The organism is Cupriavidus taiwanensis LMG 19424 (assembly GCF_000069785.1).
In the GTDB taxonomy this organism is placed as follows: domain Bacteria; phylum Pseudomonadota; class Gammaproteobacteria; order Burkholderiales; family Burkholderiaceae; genus Cupriavidus; species Cupriavidus taiwanensis.
This window is the reverse complement of sequence record NC_010530.1, coordinates 1,715,986-1,737,189: the sequence shown is the minus strand read 5'-3', so window position 1 is coordinate 1,737,189 and position 21,204 is coordinate 1,715,986. Positions and strand designations below refer to the sequence as shown.

The following is a 21,204-nucleotide window of genomic DNA, read 5'->3' as shown; positions in this document are numbered from 1 at the left end:
GCCCGCGCGCGGGAGAGGGGAGCAGACCGGTGGGTTTCGCGGGATGTCAGGCATGCTTGAACCGTTTGCGCAATTCGTTCGACGCATCGGCCAACCCGCCCTCCGCCACCTCCACCACCCCATGCAGGTATTCCTCGCTCGCCTCCAGCAGCGCCCCATACATCCCGCTGCACATCCCCCGCGCCGTCCGCCCCGGCCAGTCCTGCGGCAGCAGCGCCTCCGGCAGGTTCGGGTCGCGCAGCAGCACGCGCCGGTATTCATGGACCAGCAGCGTCCTGACAAAGAACGCATCGACCGGCGGCAAGTCTGCCGCTTCCTCCGCCAGTGGTGAAAATCGCCGCAGCAGCGCCTGCCACGCGTGCGCCACATCGCCCAGCTTGAAGGTCTGGTGCATCAGCGCCTGCAGCGGCCGGATCGAGAATGCTGCCAGGCTGCTTGCCTCCATCACCGCCACGTAGTCCTGCGCGCGCGCTGACTGGATAATCTCTCGCAGCGAGCCAAGGTCCGCACTGGGATGCGCCATGACCCCGGGCGCGATCGCGCCGAAGCCTTCCCACAGCAACTCCCGCTTCAGCTTCTGCCGGACGGTGGCGCGCACGTCACCGCGCACCATCACCAGCGTCCAGCGGCCATCCCATTCCTGCGCCTCGCCCGCATAGATGCGCTTGCCGGCGTGCACGACGCGTTGCAGGCCGGCTTCCGACAGGCCGTAATAGCTGCGCCGGCCAATCCTGGTGGCGGCGAGCCAGTCGTCCGCGGTCAGCCGGAACGTAGCGGTCCGCACCAGCCGGTCGTTGATGCCGAACGGCGCCGCGAGGCGGATCAGGCTCCCCAGCCACACTGCCTGCGGCCGTGGCGCCACCACGTCGCCGAATAGCGTCACCAGCAAGGAATTTGCACCCAGCTTGAGGCCGCGCGCCAGCCGGGCAATGCGCGGGGAGGGCTGTTGCGGGTCGGGAGCGGTCGCCATCGCGGTCCTAAAAGTGATACACAATCGTTGATTGCTTGAATCAAATTGTATCACTACCATGCATTGCAACTAATGCGGTTGACGCAAATCAAGACCCCGGGCGGGGCCCGACAAAAGCGGAGCAGGCATGTACGCACAGCTGGTGGAGACAGGAGCAACAAGGCTCCGCGCGATGGAAGAGATGGACCCGCAGGAGCGCGCGTTCCAGGCCCGCGTGGATGACGGCATCAAGATCGAGGCCAAGGACTGGATGCCCGAGGCCTACCGCAAGACCCTGGTTCGCCAGATCTCCCAGCACGCGCATTCGGAAATCGTCGGCCAGCTGCCGGAAGGCAACTGGGTCACCCGCGCGCCCACGCTGGAGCGCAAGGCGGTGCTGCTGGCCAAGATCCAGGATGAAGCCGGGCACGGCCTGTACCTGTACAGCGCCGCCGAGACGCTGGGCGTGTCGCGCGACCAGATGCTGGGCGACCTGCATTCGGGCAAGGCCAAGTATTCCAGCATCTTCAACTACCCCACGCTGTCCTGGGCCGACATCGGCATGATCGGCTGGCTGGTCGACGGCTCGGCCATCATCAACCAGGTGCCGCTGTGCCGCTGCTCGTACGGCCCGTATGCGCGCGCCATGGTGCGCGTATGCAAGGAAGAGTCGTTCCACCAGCGCCAGGGCTACGACATCCTGCTGAAGCTGTGCAACGGCACGCCCGAACAGAAGCAGATGGCGCAGGATGCGCTCAACCGCTGGTGGTGGCCCGCGCTGATGATGTTCGGCCCATCCGACGGCGATTCGCCCAACAGCGCGCAGTCGATGCAATGGCGCATCAAGCTGTTCTCCAACGACGAGCTGCGCCAGAAGATGGTCGACCAGACCGTGCCGCAGGCCGAATACCTGGGCCTGACCATTCCCGACCCGAAGCTGAAGTGGAACGAGGAACGCGGCCACTATGACTTCGGCGAGATCGATTGGTCCGAGTTCTACAACGTGATCCAGGGCAACGGCCCGTGCAATCGCGACCGCCTGCGCACCCGCGTCAAGGCCTGGGACGACGGCGCATGGTTCCGCGACGCACTGGTGGCCCACGCGGACAAGCAGGCCGGCAAGCAGCCGCAGCAAGCCGCCGCCTGACCCATGCGGCGCAGCGCGCCGCTCCCCCATCGAATCGCTTGACACAGGAGGTTGCCATGAAAGAGTGGCCGCTTTGGGAGATCTTTATCCGCAGCCAGCACGGCCTGGCCCACAAGCACGTGGGCAGCCTGCACGCGCCCGACGGCGAAATGGCGATCAACAACGCCCGCGACGTCTACACGCGCCGCAACGAAGGCGTCAGCGTCTGGGTGGTCAGGGCCAGCGACGTGATCGCCAGCAGCCCCGGCGACAAGGGCCCGCTGTTCGAGCCCGCCAACAGCAAGGTCTACCGCCACCCGACGTTCTTCCCGATGCCGGAAGCGGTCAAGCACATCTGATACGGCGCGGACCATGACGAACCACAAGCTCGAATATTTGCTGCGCCTCGGCGATTCCACCCTGGTGCTCGGCCAGCGCCTGTCGGAATGGTGCGGCCGCGGCCCGGCGCTGGAAGAGGACATCGCGCTGACCAACGTCGCGCTCGACCTGATCGGCCAGACCCGCCTGTGGCTCGGCTATGCCGCGGAAGTGGAGGGCGCGGGGCGCACCGCCGACCACCTTGCATTCCTGCGCGATGCGCACCAGTTCCGCAACCTGCTGCTGGTGGAACAGCCCAACGGCAGCTATGCCGATACGCTGGCGCGCCAGTTCCTGTTCGATACGTGGCACTACTTTCAGCTTGAGGCGCTGCAGCGCTCGACCGATGCGCGCATCGCGGAGATCGCCGCCAAGTCGCTCAAGGAAGTGACCTACCACGTGCGCCGCAGCGCCGACCTGGTGGTGCGCCTGGGCGATGGCAGCGAGGAAAGCCACCGCCGCATGCAGGACGCGTTCGACGACCTGTGGATGTTCACCGGCGAGCTGTTCGAAGCCGATGCGGCCGAGACCGCGCTGGCGAACGAAGGCGTGATTCCCGCTCCCGGCACGCTGGCCGAGCCCTGGCAGCGCCATGTCGGCGAGGTACTGGAAGAAGCCACGCTGCGCGTGCCCGCCGGCCAGTGGGCGCAAAGCGGCGGCCGCCACGGCCGTCATACCGAACACCTCGGCTACCTGCTGGCCGAGATGCAGTTCCTTCAGCGCGCCTATCCCGGCGCGCAGTGGTGAGCGTCATGACCGCGCAAGCGCTGGCGCGTCCCGCCGTGGAGCAGGTCTGGACCTGGCTCGACACGGTGGCGGACCCTGAAATTCCGGTGATTTCCGTGGTGGACCTCGGCATCGTGCGCGACGTGGCGTGGGAAGGCGATGCCTGCGTTGTCACCATCACGCCGACCTATTCCGGTTGCCCGGCCATGACCGTGATCCGCGAAGGCATCGAAAGCGCGCTCGCCGCGCAGGGCGTGGACCAGGTGCGCGTGCAGACGCAACTGGCGCCGGCGTGGACCACCGACTGGATGACGCCGCGTGGCAAGGCCAGCCTCACCGGCTATGGCATCGCGCCGCCGGCGCAACAGGTGATCGATATCAGCGGCATCAGCCGGAAGACATCGCCGGCGCTGGTGGTGGCCTGCCCGCACTGCGGCTCGCGCCATACCCGGCTGGTCAGCCAGTTCGGCTCGACCGCATGCAAGGCGCTGTACCGCTGCGGCGACTGCAAGGAGCCGTTCGACTACTTCAAGGCTCACTGAGAAGGAAAGGTGGGGAGATGAGCAAATTCCATGAACTGACGGTGGCCTCGGTCACGCGCGAGACCCGCGACGCGGTCGCCGTGACCTTTGCCGTGCCGGACGAGCTGGCCGATGCCTACCGCTACGTGCAGGGCCAGCACCTGACGCTGCGCGCCGGCATCGATGGCGAAGACGTGCGCCGCTCGTACTCGATCTGCTCGGCGGTGCAGGATGCGCAGCTGCGCGTGGCGATCAAGCGCGTCGACGGCGGACTGTTCTCCAACTGGGCCATCGAACAGTTGCAGCCGGGAATGAAGCTGGAAGTGATGCCGCCGTCCGGGCACTTCCACGTGCCGCTGTCCGCCACGCATGCGAAGCACTACGTTGCGTTCGCCGCCGGCAGCGGCATCACGCCGATGCTGTCGATCATCAAGACCACGCTGCAGGCGGAGCCGGACAGCCGCTTCACGCTGTTCTACGGCAACCGCGCCTCGTCGTCGGTGCTGTTCAAGGAAGAGCTGGAAGACCTGAAGGATACCTACCTGCAGCGCTTCAACCTGGTGTTCGTGCTCAGCCGCGAGCAGCTCGACATCGACCTGTTCAACGGCCGCATCGACGGCGACAAGGTCAACGCGCTGCTCAAGCACTGGGTCAGGCCGCAGGACATCGACGTCGCCTTTATCTGCGGCCCGCATTCGATGATGGAAGAGGTCTCGCAGGCGCTGCTCGACAACGGCGTCGACAAGACCCGCATCAAGCGCGAGCTGTTCGCCACCAGCATCCCCGCGGCGCGGCCCGCCGCGCATGCGCACAAGCAGGTCGGCCAGCAGCAGTGCGAGGTGACCGTGATCCAGGACGGCCGCACCCGTTCCTTCACGCTGGAAAAGAACAAGGAGACCGTGCTCGACGCCGCGCTGGCGCAGGGCATCGAGCTGCCGTACTCCTGCAAGGGCGGCGTCTGCTCGACCTGCCGCTGCAAGCGCATCGAAGGCGAGGTCGACATGGACGTCAACTTCGCGCTGGAAGACTACGAAGTCGCGCGCGGCTTCATCCTGAGCTGCCAGAGCTACGCCGTCAGCGACAGGCTGGTGATCGATTTCGACCAGGAAACCTGAAGCGTTGTCCTGCCACGCCTACCTACTCAAAACTCTTGAGACTTCCGAAACTCACGACAACGCTTTTCCTTGTCGTTCCCGCGCAGGCGGGAAACCCAGTGACTTTTGAAGACGCTGGATTCCCGCCTGCGCGGGAATGACGGTGGTTGTTTTTACGCTGTCGCGAACCAAGGAAAGCCCAATCACTCGCCCCCGGAGCAAGCCGTGTCCCATCCGTTTTTCGAACGCCACCAGGCGCTGCTGGAACAAGCCACCCAAGCCATCGCCACGCGCGGCTACTGGAGCCCGTTCGCTGAAATGCCGAGCCCGAAGGTCTATGGTGAGACCGCCAATGCCGACGGCAAGGCCGCCTTCGAGGCCCGCCTGAACCAGCCGTTCGCGCTGTCGCAGCCGGGCACCGTCGGCCAGGCCGGCAAGGAAGTCTCGCCGTACGGCCCGGAACTGGGCGTCACTTACCCCAGGCCTGACCTGGACCAGCTCTTTGCCGGCGTGGCCCAAGGTATGCCCGCCTGGCGCAAGGCCGGGCCGGAGGCATGGGTAGGCGTATCGCTGGAAATCCTGCAGCGCCTGAACCGCCGCAGCTTCGAGATCGCCTACGCCGTCATGCACACCACGGGGCAGGCCTTCATGATGGCCTTCCAGGCCGGCGGCCCGCACGCGCAGGACCGCGGCCTGGAAGCCGTGGCCTACGCCTGGGACGAACTGCGCCGCATCCCGAAGCAAGCCACGTGGGAGAAGCCGCAAGGCAAAAACGACCCGCTGCGCATGGAAAAGCGCTACACCGTGGTGCCGCGCGGCGTGGGCCTGGTGATCGGCTGCTGCACGTTCCCGACCTGGAACGGCTATCCCGGCCTGTTCGCCAGCCTGGCGACCGGCAATGCGGTGGTGGTCAAGCCGCACCCGGGCGCGATCCTGCCGCTGGCAATCACCGTCGAGGTGGCGCGTGAAGTGCTGGATGAAGCCGGCTTCGACCCGAACATCGTCACGCTGGTGGCCAACGACCCGAGCGAGCGCATGGCGTCGAAGCTGGCGTTGCGCCCGGAAGTGCGCCTGATCGACTTTACCGGCAGCACCGCCAACGGCGACTGGCTGGAGCGCAACGCGCACCAGGCGCAGGTGTACACCGAGAAGGCAGGCGTCAACCAGATCGTCATTGACTCCACCGCGGACTTCAAGGGCATGGTGCGCAATATCGCCTTCTCGCTGTCGCTGTACTCGGGCCAGATGTGCACGGCGCCGCAGAACATCTACGTGCCGAAGGACGGCATCGACACGCCGGAAGGGCGCGTCAGCTTCGACCAGGTCGCCGCGGCGATCGGCGAGGCGGTCGGCAAGCTGACCGGCGATCCGGCCAAGGCGGTGGAACTGATCGGAGCCATCCAGAACGACGGCGTGGTGGAACGGATCGAAGCGTCGCGCGCGCTGGGCGAGATCGTTGCCGACAGCCGCGTGCTCGAACATCCCGAGTTTCCGGGCGCGCGCATCCGCACGCCGCTGGTGCTGAAGGTCGATGCCAGCAACGAGGCGAAGATCATGCAGGAACTGTTCGGCCCCATCTCCTTCGTCGTGGCGACCGACAGCACCGCGCACAGCATCGAACTGGCGCACCGCGGCGCGAAGACGCACGGCGCGCTGACGCTGTCGGCCTATACCACCGACGCGGGCGTGACCGAACGCATCCGCGATGCCGCGGAAGACGCCGGCGTGGCGCTGTCGCTCAACCTGACCGGCGGCGTCTTCGTCAACCAGTCGGCCGCGTTCAGCGACTTCCACGCCACCGGTGCCAACCCCGCGGCCAATGCATCGCTGTCGGATGCGGCCTTCGTCGCCAACCGCTTCCGCGTGGTCCAGAGCCGCTCGCCTATCTGATCGCAAGGCCTGCAGTACCCAGGCGCCGGCCCCCCTCGCACGCGGCGCCATCATAACGAGATGGAGTAGACAATGGTGCAACGCAACCCCAACCCCAATGAGCTGGAGCCGATCGAGCGCGCCAGCCGCGACGAACTGCAGGCGCTGCAGCTGCAACGGCTCAAATGGAGCGTGCGCCATGCCTATGACAACGTGCCGCATTACCGCAAGGCGTTCCAGGTGGCCGGGGTGCATCCGGACGATCTGAAGTCGCTGTCCGACCTGTCGAAGTTCCCGTTCCTGACCAAGCAGGACCTGCGCGACAACTACCCGTTCGGCATGTTTGCGGTGCCGCGCGAGCAGGTGACGCGCGTGCATGCGTCGAGCGGCACCACGGGCAAGCCGACCGTGGTCGGCTATACCGCGAAGGACATCGATACCTGGGCAAGCGTGGTGGCGCGGTCCATCCGCGCCGCGGGGGGACGCGCCGGTGACCTGGTCCATGTCAGCTATGGCTACGGGCTGTTCACCGGCGGGCTGGGCGCGCACTACGGCGCCGAGAAGGCGGGCTGCACGGTGATCCCGATGTCCGGCGGACAGACCGAGAAACAGGTACAGCTGATCCGCGAGTTCCAGCCCGACATCATCATGGTGACGCCGTCGTACATGCTGAACCTGATCGAGGAGATGGAGCGCCAGGGCATGGATCCGTCCGAAAGCTCGCTGAAGGTCGGCATCTTCGGCGCCGAGCCCTGGACCGACGCGATGCGCGCGGAGATCGAGGCGCGCGCCGGCATCGACGCGGTGGACATCTACGGCCTGTCCGAGGTGATGGGGCCGGGCGTGGCGTGCGAATGCATCGAGAGCAAGGACGGCCCGGTGATCTGGGAAGACCATTTCTATGCCGAGATCATCGACCCGGTGACCGGCGAGATATTGCCGGATGGCTCGGAAGGCGAGCTGGTCTTTACCTCGCTGACCAAGGAAGCGCTGCCGGTGATCCGCTACCGCACCCGCGACCTGACGCGCCTGCTGCCGCCGACTTCGCGGTCGATGCGCCGCATCGGCAAGATCACGGGGCGCTCGGATGACATGCTGATCATCCGCGGCGTCAACGTGTTCCCGTCGCAGATCGAGGAACTGATCCTGAAGGCACCGGCGCTGGCGCCGCAGTACCAGCTGGTGGTGACGCGCGACGGTCACCTCGACAAGCTGGAGGTGCGGGTCGAGGCGCGGCCGGAGCGCTCCGCGTCGCTGTCGGCGGATGACCGGGCGGCGCTGGAGCGGGACCTGAAGGACCAGATCAAGACCTATGTCGGCGTGACCACGCGGGTGCAGGTGGTGGCGGCCGAGGGGATCGAGCGCACCACGGTCGGCAAGGCGCGGCGTGTGGTGGATATGCGGCCGAAGGTGACACACGAGCAACCGGTCGGCGCTATCTGACAACGCTGCAATTTCACCCACACCGCTGGCATAGGCTCCCCTCTCCCGCGCGCGGGAGAGGGGAGCACACCAGCGGCATTCAAGACGCAACGAACGAAACTCCACGATGGCGACCACCCAGAGCCGCCACACCCCCCTGCGCCAAAGGAGACACCATGGACGCGCGACAACTGGAAACCATCCAGAACCACCCCGACTTTATCCGCCTGATCCACGGCCGCACGCGGCTGGGCTGGTCGCTGACGCTGGTCATGCTGGCGATTTACTTCGGCTTCATCCTGCTGCTGGCCTTTTCGCCCGCCACGCTCGGCACGCCGTTCGCCGGGGGCGTCATGACGGTGGGTATCCCCGTAGGCGTCGCAGTGATCGTCGCCGCCGTGCTGCTGACCGCCATCTACGTCCACCGCGCCAACCGCGACCTGGATCCGCTCAACGAACGCGTGCGCAAGGAGTGCGAAGCATGAAGCCGGTACACCGTTTCCTCGGCGCGGCCCTGTGCGGGCTCGCGAGCACGGCCGCCACGGCGGCCCCCGCGATCCAGGGCGAAGCCGCGCAGCGGCCGCTGAACTGGAGCGCCATCGTGATGTTCATGCTGTTCGTGCTGTTCACGCTCGGCATCACCCGCTGGGCCGCGCGGCGCACGCGTTCGGCGTCGGACTTCTATGCGGCCGGCGGCGGTCTCACCGGCTTCCAGAACGGCCTGGCGATCGCCGGCGACATGGTCTCGGCCGCGTCCTTCCTCGGCATCTCGGCCATGATGTTCGACAAGGGCTACGACGGCCTGATCTACGCGCTCGGCGTGGTGGCGGGCTGGCCGATTATCCTGTTCATCGTCGCCGAACGCCTGCGCAACCTGGGCCGCTACACCTTTGCCGACGTGGTCTCGTACCGGCTGGCGCAGAAGCCGGTGCGCATCACCGCAGCGTGCGGCACGCTGACGGTGGTCATCATGTACCTGGTCGCGCAGATGGTCGGCGCCGGCAAGCTGATCGAGCTGCTGTTCGGCACCAGCTATGAATCGGCGGTGGTCATCGTCGGCGCGCTGATGGTGCTGTACGTGATGTTCGGCGGCATGCTGGCGACGACCTGGGTGCAGATCATCAAGGCGCTGCTGCTGCTCGGCGGCGTGACCTTCATGGCGGTGATGGTGCTGGCCCATTTCGGCTTCAGTCCTGAAGCCATCTTTGCCAGCGCGGCCAAGGTGCATGACAAGGGCACGGCGATCCTGGCGCCGGGCGGGCTGGTGTCCAACCCGATCGATGCGATCTCGCTTGGCGTCGGCATGATGTTCGGCACCGCCGGCCTGCCGCACATCCTGATGCGCTTCTTCACCGTGGCGGATGCCAGGGAAGCGCGCAAGTCCGTGCTCTACGCCACCGGCTTCATCGGCTACTTCTACGTGCTGATCCTGGTGGTGGGCTTCGGCGCGATCGTGATGGTGGGCGCGGACCCGGCCTATCGCGACGCGGCGGGCAAGCTGATCGGCGGCAGCAACATGGTGGCCGTGCACCTGTCGCACGTGATCGGCGGCGACCTGTTCCTCGGCTTTATCTCGGCCGTGGCGTTCGCGACCATCCTGGCGGTGGTGGCGGGGCTTGCGCTGTCGGGCGCGTCGGCGGTGTCGCATGACCTCTACGCCAACGTGTTCCGCCGCGGGCAGGCCAGCGAGAAGGACGAGATCCGCGTGTCGAAGATCGCCACGCTGGTGATCGGCCTGCTGGCGATGGTGCTGGGCGTGATGTTCGAGAAGCAGAACATCGCCTTCCTGTCCGGGCTGGTGCTGGCGATCGCAGCGTCGGTCAACTTCCCGGTGCTGTTCCTGTCGATGTTCTGGAAGGGGCTGACCACGCGCGGCGCGGTGGCCGGCAGCCTGGCGGGGCTGGTGTCGGCGGTGGTGCTGCTGGTGCTGGGTCCGGCCGTGTGGGTGGGGATCCTCAAGCACCAGCAGGCGATCTTCCCGTATGCCAACCCGGCGCTGTTCTCGATGACGCTGGCCTTTGCCGCCGCCTGGCTGGTGTCGATGCTGGACCGCTCGGCGCAGGCGAGCGCCGAACGCCAGCGCTACGGCGCACAGTTCGTGCGCGCCATGACCGGCATCGGCGCAGCCGGTGCCAGCCAGCACTGAGCCCGCACGAATCCGGCCGCGCTCAGTCGGTGTCCTGCTGCGCCTTGTGGCGGGACGCCATCTTTTCCTGCTGCGCCGGCGGCACGTTGTCGTAATGGCTGAACTGGATGGTGTAGCTGCCGTGGCCGCCGGTCATGCTGTTCAGCCGTGACTGGTAGTCGTTCAGCTCCGACAGCGGCACCTGCCCGGCAACGATCACACTGTTGCCGGCACCGGTGCGGGTGCCATGCACCTGGCCGCGCTTGGCGGACAGGTCGCCGATGACATCGCCCATCGCGGTGCCCGGCACCGTGACCTCGATCTCGACGATCGGCTCCAGCACGCTGGGGCGGGCCTTCATCACCGCGTCGATAAACGCCTTGCGCCCCGCCGTGGCGAACGCCACTTCCTTGGAATCGACCGGATGGCTCTTGCCGTCGTACACGGTCACGCGCACGTCCTGCATCGCAAAGCCGGCCAGCGGACCGCTTTCCAGCACCTGGCGGATGCCTTTCTCTACCGCGGGGATGAACTGGCCGGGAATCGCGCCGCCCTTGACCGCATCGATGAACTCGAAGCCTTCGCCGCGCGGCAGCGGCTCCACGCGCAGCATCACCTCGCCGAACTGGCCGGCGCCGCCCGTCTGCTTCTTGTGGCGGTGGTGGCCCTCGGCCTTGCCGGCAATGGTTTCGCGATAGGCGATCTTCGGCGGCCGCGTGGCGACTTCCAGCTTGTACTGCTCGGTCAGCCGCTCCAGCGCGCAGCGCAGGTGGAACTCGCCCAGTCCGAACACCACGGTCTCGTTGGTGCCGGCCGGATGCTCGACGCGCAGGCAGGGGTCTTCGGCGCTGAGCTTGTGCAGCACCTCGGCCAGCCGCTGCTCGTTGCCGCGCCGCGCCGGCTCGATCGCCAGGCCGTAGATCGGCGTGGGAAACTCCAGCGGCGTCAGGTGGATGTCGCCATCCTCGGTGGCGTCGTGCAGCACCGCGTCGAAGCCGAGTTCATCGACCTTGGCCACCGCGCAGATATTGCCCGGGCCGGCGCGCTGCACCTCCTGCGTCTCCTTGCCTTGCAGCAACAGCAGGTGCGCCACCTTGAACGGCTGGCGGCCCTCGCCGATATAGAGCTGGCTGTCGCGCGTGACGGTGCCCTGGTGGATGCGGAACACCGCCAGCTTGCCGACATAGGGATCGACCACCACCTTGAATACGTGCGCCAGCACGTGCTTGTCCGGCACCGGCTCGGCCCGCACCGCCTTGCGTTTCTCGGTGCCGTCCTCGGCAGTGCCGGTCGAGCGGTAGAACAGCGGCGGGTTGCCTTCGGTGGGATTGGGCAGCAGCCGCACGAAGACATCGAGCAGTTCCGCGATACCGGCGCCGGTGGCGGCCGAGGTAAAGCAGATCGGCACCAGGTGGCCTTCGCGCAGCGCACGCTCGAATGGCGCGTGCAGTTGCTCCGGCGTGATGGCCTCGCCTTGCTCCAGGTACACCTCCATCAGCTCCGGATCGATCTCGATCACCTGGTCGATCAGCGCTTCATGCGCCGACGCCACCGATAAAAAATCCGACTCGCCGGCCGGATTGAAGAAGCAGTCCACCACCTTGCCGCCGTTTCCGGCCGGCAGGTTGATGGGCAGGCATTCCTTGCCGAACGCCTCCTGGATCTCCGCCAGCAGCGCGGGCAGGTCGACCTTCTCGCCGTCGATACCGTTGATGACGATCATCCGGCACAGTTGCCGCGACTGCGCCCAGGCCATGGCGCGGCGCGTGGTCATTTCGATCCCGGTCTGCGCGTTGATAACGATGGCCGCGGTCTCGACCGCCGCCAGGGCACTGATCGCAAGGCCGGAAAAATCGGGATATCCCGGTGTATCGAGCAGGTAGATGCGGGTGTCGCGGTAGTCGACGTGGGTGATGGCGGAACTGAGCGAGCGCTTGTACTTGCGCTCCAGCGGATCGCTGTCGCTGACCGTGGAGCCGCGCTCCACGCTGCCCGGGGTGTGCAGCGCACCCCCCTTGTGCAGCAGCGCTTCGACCAGCGAGGTCTTGCCGCTTCCCGCATGCCCGAGCAGGGCAACGGTGCGGATGGCATCGGGACTGTCGTGCATGGTGGCTCTCTCGTCCGGCAATGGCTGTCAGGGCATTATTGGCCAAATTCGCCGGAAGCGACATATGCCAGTGTCGGCATCGGGACAAAGCCTGATACAGCAACGTGGTGAAGTGGTGCGGCCGGCGCTTGGCCGGCCGCCTACCCGTCTCGCGCATGGCTGCAACGCAGCAATCCGGTAAGACTGCTGCGCCGCAACAGATCAGGCAGTGGCGTGGTCGGTCGACACCGCCACCGCATGCCATGCGGCCAGTTCGCTTTCCACCTTGCGGTTCTTCTCGGCGATGCGGGCCACCGTATCCGAGCCCAGCGGCAGCCGCACCGGCGGGTTGCCGCTGTCGCGATCCCGGCATCTGGCTGCGGTGCGGGTAGTACATGTACAGCCCGACCTGGCTGCTGCTGTATCCGGGCAGGATGGCCCTGAGGCGCCCGCTGACCAGGTCGTCATGGACCATGTAGGCGGGAAGCTGGCCGATGCCGATGCCGGCGCGTACCGCCTCGACCTCGGTCTCCACATCGTTGAAGCTGGCCACCGCCGGGATCTCCCGGTACACCAGGTTGCCGTCCACGTGCAATTCCCATGGCACCATGCGGCCGGTGGCCGGGCGGCGGAAGCCGGTGCACGGGTGCCGCATCAGTTCGTCGAGCGTGGCCGGCGCGCCGTGCCGCGCGAGGTAATCCGGCGCCGCGCAGATGACCAGCGGCAGGTCGCACAGGCGCCGCGCCACCAGGTTCTGGCCCGGGCTGGTGCCGACGCGGAAGCCGACGTCGATCCTGGCTTCGACCAGGTCGGTGAAGAGGTCGCTCAGTACCACGTCGAAGCCGATGCCGGGATGCTGTTCGCGGAAGCCCTTGACCAGCGGCACCAGCACGCGGCTGCCGAGCGACGGCGGCGCGGTCAGGCGGATCAGTCCGTCGTCTTCGCTGCGGCTGGCGCGGACCTGTTCGAGCGCTTCGTCGAGCTGGCGCATGCCCGGCGCGGTCAGTTCGAACAGGCGTGCGCCTTCCTCGGTCAGGCTGAGCTTGCGCGTGGTCCGGTGCAGCAGGCGGACGCCCAGATAGGTCTCCAGCGTGCGCACGGCCTTGCTCGCCGCCTGCGGCGTGACACCGGCCTCGACCGCGGCACGCCGGAAGCTGCCGACGCGCACCACGCCGAGGAAGAGGGTGAGGACCCGGGCGTTGTCCATGACTGGCAATCTGAGGAGGTGGGAGGCGGCCATCATATCGCGGTGCGCAAGACGGAGCGCAGCACGCACGGACCACGTTGATTGCCGGGGCCTCGCCACGGCTTCCCTGTCATGCGTTTGTAATTAAGGCGCTGGCTGTCTTTGTAATCCATGGATCGGTGGCGCCGGCGGCAGGTGTGCAAGCGTGGAGCGGCCACCGATGCGCCACCCGATGCGTCTGCAGCCCAAGGCACGAATGTTGCGGGACTTCATGTCAGCGATGGGTATATCGCTGGCCCGAGAGTCATTTGACCGGGTCGACCATCCACCCGCCACAAGGCGTCGGTTGAGGCCGCGTCGGGACCTTTGGGACAAGGAGAGCTGTCATGAATATCGTCTGGCTTGTTGGAGCCGTGGTCATCATTCTCGCGGTACTCAGCTTCTTCGGCTTGCGCTAGGCCACATCGCGTAGCGTGCCGCGCGGCGCCGCCAGCGCACCAGCCGCGACATGCGCGTACCGCCGGCATCGCATGATGCCGTTGCTGCAGTGCGGCGTGGCGGCGCCACGCCCGCTTCTCTGATTTCCCCTTGATTTCCCCCGCCGGGCGAATTTCATCTGTTCCGACGACGAGCTTTTGCGCGTGTCCTGCCAACAATGTCCGGCCAAGACAGCGACAAACCATCCGAGGAGACAGACATGAGCACGCATCCGTTCGACCTGACCGGCAAGGTGGCACTGGTGACCGGCGGCAATGGCGGCATTGGCCTGGGCATTGCCGAAGGACTGGCCGCGGCCGGTGCCGATATCGCGATCTGGGGCACCAACGCGGACAAGAACGCCGCCGCGGCGGACCGGCTGGGCCGGCACGGACGCAAGGTGCATACGGAGCTGTGCGACGTGGGCGACGAGCAGGCGGTCGATGCCGCGATGGCGCGCACGGTGGCGGCGCTCGGCCGCATTGACGGCTGCTTTGCCAACGCCGGCGTCGGCAGCGGCAGCAAGGCACCGTTCGACCAGATCGCGACCGAGGTCTGGCGCCGGACCCTGCGCGTCAACCTGGACGGGGCGTTCTTCACGCTGCGCGCCGCGGTGCGGCAGATGCTGGCGCAGGGCGACGGTGGCGTGCTGTGCAGCACGGCTTCGGTTGCCGCCATCGAAGGGGCGCCGCGCGCCGAACACTACGCCGCCACCAAGGGCGGCGTGATTTCGATGATGCGTGGGCTCGCCGTCGAGTATGCGCGCATGGGCATCCGCGCCCATTCGATCCTGCCGGGCTGGATCAAGACCGAGATGACCAGCGCGGCGCAGGGCAACGATGCCTTCCAGGAGATGGTGCACAAGCGCGTGCCGATGCGCCGCTGGGGCGAGGGCAGCGACTTCGCCGGCATCGCGGTCTACCTGATGAGCCCGGCCTCGGCCTACCACACCGGCGATACCTTCGTCATCGACGGCGGCTATACGTTGTTCTGACGCGCCGTGCGCGCCGGCCAGACCCTGCCGCCACCGACGACATAGGCGCGCTCATCGGCCTGCGGCCGCACCGTGGCATGCCCGGTGAAGGCGCCGAACGCCGGCAGGATGGCGCCCCGCGGCCCGAACAGGAAGCAGGGCAGGCGCAGGCGGTCCGCGCCGCTGCCGCGCAGCAGGCAGGCCGGGTGCAGGTGGCCTGCCAGTACATAGCCGAGCGGCGAAGCGCCGGGCATATGGCACAGGGCGAACGGGCCCGCCAAGGCGGGCTCGGACACCACGGCAATGTCCAGCGATGCAGGCGGGTCGCCGGCGCGGGCATCGTGGTTGCCGCGGACCAGCGTGCAGCGCAAAGGCGCGGGCAAGCCGTGGCGCCAGTCGTACAGCGCTTGCAGCACCGATGGCGTACGCGAGGCGCGCGCATGCAGGAAGTCGCCCAGGAACACCAGTTCATCGACGGGCAGCTGCCGCACCAGCCGGGTCAGCAGCGCCAGGTTGTCGCCGGTGGTGCCATGCGGCACAGGCTGGCCCAGCGCGCGGAACGCCGCGGCCTTGCCGAAGTGCACGTCCGCCACCATCAGCATGCCGGCCGCCGGCCACCACAGCGCGTGTTCCGGCAGCAGCCACAGGGTTTCGCCGGCCGCCGACACGGGCAGCGCGCCGCCCTGCTGCAAGGTGCGGGCGTCGGGCGTCATAGCAGCGGCAATGGCTTCGACGGCTTGCGCGGGCGCCGCGGCCGTCGCGGCGTCCTGCCGGATGGGCCGGCATGGTCGGCCATGCCGAAGCGCGCGGCCTCGGCCACGGCATCGGCCATGGCTTCGGCCGGCATGCCCGCCGCTTCGCCGGGCTCTGGCCCGGCCGCCAGTTCGAGGTCGGCCAGCATCCGTGCGATGCGGTCGGCGAGCTTTTCGGTGCTGAGCTTCTCGCGCAGGAATTCCACCACCAGCGGGAACGACAGCGGGGTGGGCCGCTTCAGCGCGTGCAGGTCGAGCTTCAGCGCCGCCAGCCGCTCCAGCGTTGCGGCGAGCCGGTGCGCGTCCAGTTCCTGCATCAGCACTTCGCGTTCGGCCTGGCCCAGCAGCAGGTTGCCGGGATCGTGCTTGCGGAAGACCTCGTAGAACAGGCTGGACGACGCCTGCAGCTGGCGCGCGCTCCTGGGCGCGCCGGGGTAGCCCTGGAAGATCAGCCCGGCGATGCGGGCAATCTCTCGAAAACGGCGCAACGACAGTTCGCCCGCGTTCAGGCTGCCCAGCACGTCGGCGGCCAGGTCGCGCCGGCGCTCATCGGCCAATACCTGCGGCAGCCAGCGGGCCCAGTCCACCGGCGCCGACGCCAGCAATTCCAGCCCGTAGTCGTTGACCGCCACCGAGAACGTGGCCGGCACCTGCTGCCCCAGCCGCCATGCCAGCAGGCTGCCCAGGCCAAGGTGGACCGAGCGGCCGGCAAACGGATAGAGGAACAGGTGCCAGCCCTCGCGCGAATGCAGCGACTCGGCCAGCAGGGTGTGGCGCGTGGGCAGGGCCGACCACTGCGCCTGCAGGTCCACCAGCGGCTGGATCAGCGGCAGCTCGGGGGTGTCGCGCGGATCCAGCCGGCCCGCCGCGGCGGCCGCGAGCGTGTCGATCACGGCCTCGGCCAGCTCGGTCGACATCGGCATCTTGCCGCCGTTCCAGCGCGGCACCACCGGGCGGCGGCCGGTCGCACGGCGCACGAAGGCGGTCATTTCCTGCACCCGCACCAGCTCCAGCAGCCGGCCGCCGAACAGGAAGCAGTCGCCCGGCGCCAGCCGCGCGATAAAGCCTTCTTCCACCGATCCCAGCGACGCGCCGCCGGTGCCTGCGCGGCTCCAGTAGCGCACCTGCATGGTGGCATCGCTGACGATGGTGCCCACGCTCATGCGGTGGCGCCGCGCCAGCCCCGCGTCCGGCACGCGCCAGACGCCATCGTCGTCGGGCACGGCGCGGCGGAAATCCGGGTACGCCGTCAGCGTGACGCCACCCTGGCGCACGAAGTCCAGGCACCACTGCCATTCCTCGCCGGTCAGGCCGCGGTAGGCCCAGGCCGAGCGCACCTCGGCCAGCAACGCTTCGGGCCGGAAGCCGCCGCCCAGCGCCACCGTCACCAGGTGCTGCACCAGCACGTCGAGCGGCTTGTCGGGCGACTCGCGCGCCTCGATCCGTCCCGCCCGCACCGCATGCCGCGCGGCCACGGCCTCGACCAGTTCCAGGCTGTGCGTGGGCACCACCGTCACGCGCGAGGCGCGGCCCGGCGCGTGGCCGGAGCGCCCGGCGCGCTGCAGCAGGCGCGCCACTCCCTTGGGCGATCCCACCTGCAGCACGCGCTCCACCGGCAGGAAGTCGACGCCAAGGTCCAGGCTGGAGGTGCACACCACCGCGCGCAGCGCGCCGTTCTTCAGGTTCAGCTCGACCCATTCGCGCACCGCGCGGTCTAGCGAGCCGTGGTGCAGGGCAATCTCGCCCGCCCACTCCGGGCGCGCGTCGAGTAGCGCCTGGTACCACAGCTCGGCCTGCGAGCGCGTATTGAGGAACACCAGCGTGGTGCCGCCTTGAGCCAGTTCTTCGACCACATGCGGCAGCATCGACAGGCCCAGGTGGCCGGCAAACGGGAAGCGGCTGGCGTTGTCGGGCAGCAGGGTATCGATCACCAGTGTCTTCGGGGTATGGCCGTGCACCAGCACGCGCCGCTCGCCAGGCACGCCGCTCAGCAGCACGTCGGCCGCGTGCGGCAGGTTGCCGAGCGTGGCCGACAGCCCCCACACCATCAGCGCGGGCTGCCATTGCCGCAGCCGCGCCAGCGCCAGCTGCACCTGCACGCCGCGCTTGTTGCCCAGCAGCTCGTGCCATTCGTCGACCACCACCATGCGCACGCGCCGCAGGGTGTCGTGCGCGTCGGCACGGGTCAGCATCAGGTTCAGGCTTTCGGGCGTGGTCACCAGTGCGGTCGGCAGGCGGCGCTGCTGCGCCGCGCGCTCGGCGCTGCCGGTGTCGCCGGTGCGCAGCGCGACGGTCCAGTCGAGGCCCAGCTCGGCCAGCGGCGCCTGCAGCGCGCGCGTGGTGTCGGCGGCGAGCGCGCGCATCGGCGTCAGCCACAGCACCGTCAGCGGCGGCGCGGGCTTGTCGTGCGACGGGGCCGCGCGCGGCGTGGCGAATGCCATCAGCGCGCCGAGCCACGCCGCATAGGTCTTGCCGGTGCCTGTGGTGGCATGCAGCAACCCGCTCTGGCCGCGCGCGATCGCGGTCCAGACTTCGCGCTGGAAGGCGAAGGGCTGCCAGCCGCGCGCATCGAACAGCGCCTGCATGCCTTGGGCCACGGTCAATGGCGGCGGGGTGGGCGCCGATTCGATCGCTGGCCGGCGCGCGCCGCGCGGCGGGTTCATGCCGCATCCTCCCGCGGCGCGCCGGTGGCCGGCAGCATCGCTTCGAGCGTGGCCAGCGTGTCGGCCTCGTCGATCGGCTTGTCCGTGCGCCAGCGCAGCATGCGCGGAAAGCGCACCGCAATGCCGCTCTTGTGGCGGCCGCTGCGGGCAATGCCTTCGAAGCCGAGCTCGAAGACCTGGGTCGGCTCCACGCTGCGAACGGGGCCAAACTTCTCGACCGTGGTCCGGCGCACGATGGCATCGACCGCACGCATCTCGTCGTCGGTCAGCCCGGAATAGGCCTTGGCGAAGGGCACCAGCGCCCGCCCCGGCGTGCCGGGCGGGCCGTTCCAGACCGCGAAGGTGAAATCGGTATAGAGGCTGGCGCGGCGGCCGTGGCCGCGCTGCGCATAGACCAGCACGGCATCGACCGAGTACGGGTCGATCTTCCACTTCCACCAGACCCCCACGTCCTTGGTGCGGCCCGCGCCATAGGCCGCGCCGGCCGCCTTCAGCATGAAGCCTTCCACACCGAGCTCGCGCGAGGCATCGCGCAGGCGGGCATAGCGTTCCCAGCTGTCGGCCTCGACCAGCGGACTCAGTTCCAGCGCGGGATGGACGTGCGCAGCCACCACCTGTTCCAGCCGCGCGCGTCGTTCGGCCTGCGGGCGGGTACGCCAGTCCTCGCCCTGCCACTCGAGCAGGTCGTACGCCATCAGGATCGCCGGCGCTTCGCGCAGCAGCCTGGCGCTCAGCGTCTTGCGGCCGATGCGCTGCTGCAGCAACGCAAACGGCTGCACGCGTCCCTGCTGCCAGATCACGATCTCGCCGTCGAGCACGGTGCCGTCCGGCAACGTCGCGGCGGCTTGCTGCAGTTCCGGGAAGCGCTCGGTGATCAGTTCCTCGCCGCGCGACCACAGCCAGGTCTGGCCGCCGCGCCGCACCAGCTGGGCGCGGATGCCATCCCACTTCCATTCGACCAGCCACGCGCCGGGCGTGCCCAGCACGGTGTCGAACTGTTCGGCCGGGGCTTGCAGCGGGTGGGCCAGGAAAAACGGATACGGCTGGCCGCCGGCGCGCAGCGCCCGGTCGTCTTCGTCCTCGGGCGCCAGCAGCGCCAGGAAGCGCGCCGCGTCGGGCCGCGCCGACAGATCGGTGTAGCCGACCATGCGCTCGGCCACACGCTTGGGATCGATGCCGGCCACCTCGCCCAGCGCCCGTGTCACCAGCAGGCGCGACACACCCACGCGAAACGCGCCGGTGATCAGCTTGAACAGCACCAGCCGGCCATGCGCGTCGAGCGGTCGCCACAGCGCATCCAGCCGCGGCATCAGCGCGTCCGGCGGCAGGCCGCGCAGCGGCAGCAGGCGCTGCTCGACCCATTCGGCCAGGCCGGCGTGGTCCGCATCGCGCGGGTCCGGCAGCAGCAGCGCGATGGTCTCGGCGAGATCGCCGACCGCCTGGTAGCTTTCCTCGAACAGCCAGTCGGGCAGGTCGGCGGCCTGTCGCGCCAGGTCGCGCAGCAGCGATACCGGCACGATCTGGCGCGGCTTGCCGCCCGCCAGGAAATAGACGGCCCAGGCGGCGTCCTCGGCCGGCGCGCTGCGCAGGTAATCGACCAGCGCGCCCAGACGTGCCTTGGTCGACGTGGTGCCGTCCAGCGCGGCATAGAGGTCGGCGAAGGCCTTCATGGCGCGGCCTCTTCCTGGCCCGCTTCGGCCGACGGCGCCAGCTCTGCGCGCGCCGCTTCATCGTCGTCGCCGTACTCGGTATCGAAGGCCTGCGCCTGCCAGCCGCGCTCGCTCAGATAGCGCACCATCACCGGCACGTTGCCGTGGGTCACGATGATGCGTGCGGCGCCGGTGGCGCTGATCGCCTGCAGCAGACCGGGCCAGTCGGCATGGTCGGACAGCGCGAAGCCTCGGTCCACGCCCCGGCGGCGGCGCGTGCCGCGCAGCTGCATCCAGCCGCTGGCGAAGGCATCGGAGGCATCGCCGAAACGCCGCAGCCAAGGCGAACGTTGTGCCGATGGCGGCGCCACCACCAGCGCCTGGCGCAGCAGCGGGCTGCGCGCCGGCAGCTCGGTGGCCAGCGCCATCGGCGGAAGCGCGACGCCGGCCTCGGCATAGGCGGCGTTGAGCTGCGTCAGCGCGCCATGCACGATCACCGGCCCAGGCATGCCATCGCCACCGGCATGCCGCAGCAGGCCGTGCAGGATGCGCTGCGCCTTGCCGAAGGTATAGGCGTAGACGATGCTGGCCCGCCCGACGCGGGAATTGGCCTGCCACCAGTCGAAAATCTCGGCCATCAGCGTGGCCTGCGGCGGCCAGCGGTAGATCGGCAGGCCGAAGGTGCTTTCGGTGATGAAGGTGTCGCAGGGCACCGGCTCGAACGGGTCGCAGGTGCCGTCGGCTTCCAGCTTGTAGTCGCCCGAGGCCACCCAGACCTGCCCGCCATGCTCCAGCCGCACCTGCGCAGAGCCCAGCACATGCCCGGCCGGATGCAGGCTCAGCGTAACGCCATGGTGGGTAATGCGTTCGCCGTAGCGCAGGGTGTCGAGTTGGATGCCAGGCAGCCGCGCCAGCAGCACGCCGCGGCCGGGCGCGGCACACAGATAGTGCGCATGGCCGAAGCGGGCATGGTCGGAGTGCGCGTGCGTGATAACGGCGCGCTCGACCGGGCGCCATGGATCGATGTAGAAATCGCCGGGCGGGCAATAGAGGCCTTCCGGGCGGGCAACGATCAGGTCGCCGGGGCTGGCGGAGTCTGGGAGCTGCCGGGTGGTTTCCAAGCGTGCCTCCTGATGCACTGCAGCCGGTGCGCGGCCGCGATGCTCCCGCGGAGGGAGACCTGGGCATCATACTGCGCTAAGCCACGC

General features: G+C 68.4%; 16 protein-coding genes and 2 pseudogenes. 10 read left to right on the top strand and 8 right to left on the bottom strand.

Annotated features, from left to right (window positions below; all coding sequences use genetic code 11):
- Nucleotides 1-46: 46 nt before the first annotated feature.
- Nucleotides 47-970, bottom strand: coding sequence for a phenylacetic acid degradation operon negative regulatory protein PaaX (paaX, locus tag RALTA_RS23390; RefSeq protein WP_012356421.1), 924 nt, complete (start codon nt 968-970; stop codon nt 47-49).
- A 127-nt stretch (nt 971-1,097) separates the two neighbouring features.
- Between paaX and paaA the strand changes: the two genes are divergently transcribed.
- The 9 genes from paaA to RALTA_RS23345 all read left to right on the top strand — a co-directional run bounded on the left by paaA (nt 1,098) and on the right by RALTA_RS23345 (nt 10,231).
- Complete coding sequence (gene paaA / locus RALTA_RS23385) at nt 1,098-2,096, top strand: 1,2-phenylacetyl-CoA epoxidase subunit PaaA (protein ID WP_012356420.1); 999 nt, start codon at nt 1,098-1,100, stop codon at nt 2,094-2,096.
- Between the two features lie 56 nt (nt 2,097-2,152).
- Nucleotides 2,153-2,434 (top strand): 1,2-phenylacetyl-CoA epoxidase subunit PaaB, encoded by a 282-nt coding sequence (gene paaB, locus RALTA_RS23380; RefSeq protein WP_012356419.1) that lies wholly within the window; start codon nt 2,153-2,155, stop codon nt 2,432-2,434.
- Nucleotides 2,435-2,447: 13 nt separating this feature from the next.
- Nucleotides 2,448-3,200 (top strand): 1,2-phenylacetyl-CoA epoxidase subunit PaaC, encoded by a 753-nt coding sequence (gene paaC, locus RALTA_RS23375; RefSeq protein ID WP_012356418.1) that lies wholly within the window; start codon nt 2,448-2,450, stop codon nt 3,198-3,200.
- Between the two features lie 5 nt (nt 3,201-3,205).
- Entirely contained in the window at nt 3,206-3,721 is a 516-nt protein-coding gene (paaD, locus tag RALTA_RS23370; protein ID WP_041232596.1) for a 1,2-phenylacetyl-CoA epoxidase subunit PaaD, read from the top strand.
- A 17-nt stretch (nt 3,722-3,738) separates the two neighbouring features.
- Nucleotides 3,739-4,815 (top strand): 1,2-phenylacetyl-CoA epoxidase subunit PaaE, encoded by a 1,077-nt coding sequence (paaE, locus tag RALTA_RS23365; protein ID WP_012356416.1) that lies wholly within the window; start codon nt 3,739-3,741, stop codon nt 4,813-4,815.
- Nucleotides 4,816-5,019: 204 nt separating this feature from the next.
- The gene (gene paaN, locus RALTA_RS23360; protein WP_012356415.1) at nt 5,020-6,684 is read left to right on the top strand and encodes a phenylacetic acid degradation protein PaaN; all 1,665 of its coding nucleotides are present in this window, start codon (nt 5,020-5,022) and stop codon (nt 6,682-6,684) included.
- A 72-nt stretch (nt 6,685-6,756) separates the two neighbouring features.
- Nucleotides 6,757-8,106, top strand: a complete 1,350-nt coding sequence (paaK, locus tag RALTA_RS23355) for a phenylacetate--CoA ligase PaaK (protein WP_012356414.1) — start codon at nt 6,757-6,759, stop codon at nt 8,104-8,106.
- Nucleotides 8,107-8,261: 155 nt separating this feature from the next.
- The gene (locus RALTA_RS23350) at nt 8,262-8,570 is read left to right on the top strand and encodes a DUF485 domain-containing protein (RefSeq protein WP_012356413.1); all 309 of its coding nucleotides are present in this window, start codon (nt 8,262-8,264) and stop codon (nt 8,568-8,570) included.
- The gene (locus RALTA_RS23345) at nt 8,567-10,231 is read left to right on the top strand and encodes a cation acetate symporter (protein WP_012356412.1); all 1,665 of its coding nucleotides are present in this window, start codon (nt 8,567-8,569) and stop codon (nt 10,229-10,231) included. Before RALTA_RS23350 ends, RALTA_RS23345 begins: the two co-directional genes overlap by 4 nt.
- Nucleotides 10,232-10,253: 22 nt before the next feature.
- On the opposite strand, the gene fusA is transcribed toward RALTA_RS23345, so the two are convergent.
- The 3 genes and pseudogenes from fusA to RALTA_RS29210 all read right to left on the bottom strand — a co-directional run.
- On the bottom strand, nt 10,254-12,317 hold the full coding sequence (gene fusA / locus RALTA_RS23340) for an elongation factor G (RefSeq protein ID WP_012356411.1): 2,064 nt from the start codon (nt 12,315-12,317) through the stop codon (nt 10,254-10,256).
- Nucleotides 12,318-12,518: 201 nt separating this feature from the next.
- Nucleotides 12,519-12,656: pseudogene (locus RALTA_RS29215) on the bottom strand (short-chain dehydrogenase/reductase); the annotation flags it as partial.
- A gap of 67 nt (nt 12,657-12,723) precedes the next feature.
- Nucleotides 12,724-13,503: pseudogene (locus RALTA_RS29210) on the bottom strand (LysR family transcriptional regulator); the annotation flags it as partial.
- 676 nt (nt 13,504-14,179) lie between these two features.
- Here RALTA_RS29210 and RALTA_RS23330 point away from each other — a divergent pair.
- Nucleotides 14,180-14,953, top strand: coding sequence for an SDR family NAD(P)-dependent oxidoreductase (locus RALTA_RS23330; RefSeq protein ID WP_041232594.1), 774 nt, complete (start codon nt 14,180-14,182; stop codon nt 14,951-14,953).
- Here RALTA_RS23330 and pdeM read toward each other — a convergent pair.
- Genes pdeM through RALTA_RS23310 form a run of 4 tightly spaced genes read right to left on the bottom strand, consistent with a single transcriptional unit; the run spans nt 14,938 to nt 21,135 of the window.
- Nucleotides 14,938-15,645 carry a ligase-associated DNA damage response endonuclease PdeM gene (pdeM, locus tag RALTA_RS23325; RefSeq protein WP_012356407.1) on the bottom strand — a complete coding sequence of 236 codons (708 nt, stop codon included), beginning with the start codon at nt 15,643-15,645 and terminating at the stop codon, nt 14,938-14,940. The two genes, RALTA_RS23330 and pdeM, sit on opposite strands and share 16 nt — an antisense overlap.
- Entirely contained in the window at nt 15,642-18,347 is a 2,706-nt protein-coding gene (locus tag RALTA_RS23320) for a ligase-associated DNA damage response DEXH box helicase (RefSeq protein WP_041232593.1), read from the bottom strand. The genes pdeM and RALTA_RS23320 overlap by 4 nt, the downstream gene beginning before the upstream one ends.
- Complete coding sequence (locus RALTA_RS23315; protein ID WP_012356405.1) at nt 18,344-20,017, bottom strand: ATP-dependent DNA ligase; 1,674 nt, start codon at nt 20,015-20,017, stop codon at nt 18,344-18,346. Before RALTA_RS23315 ends, RALTA_RS23320 begins: the two co-directional genes overlap by 4 nt.
- Complete coding sequence (locus tag RALTA_RS23310; RefSeq protein ID WP_012356404.1) at nt 20,014-21,135, bottom strand: ligase-associated DNA damage response exonuclease; 1,122 nt, start codon at nt 21,133-21,135, stop codon at nt 20,014-20,016. The genes RALTA_RS23315 and RALTA_RS23310 overlap by 4 nt, the downstream gene beginning before the upstream one ends.
- Nucleotides 21,136-21,204 lie beyond the last annotated feature (69 nt).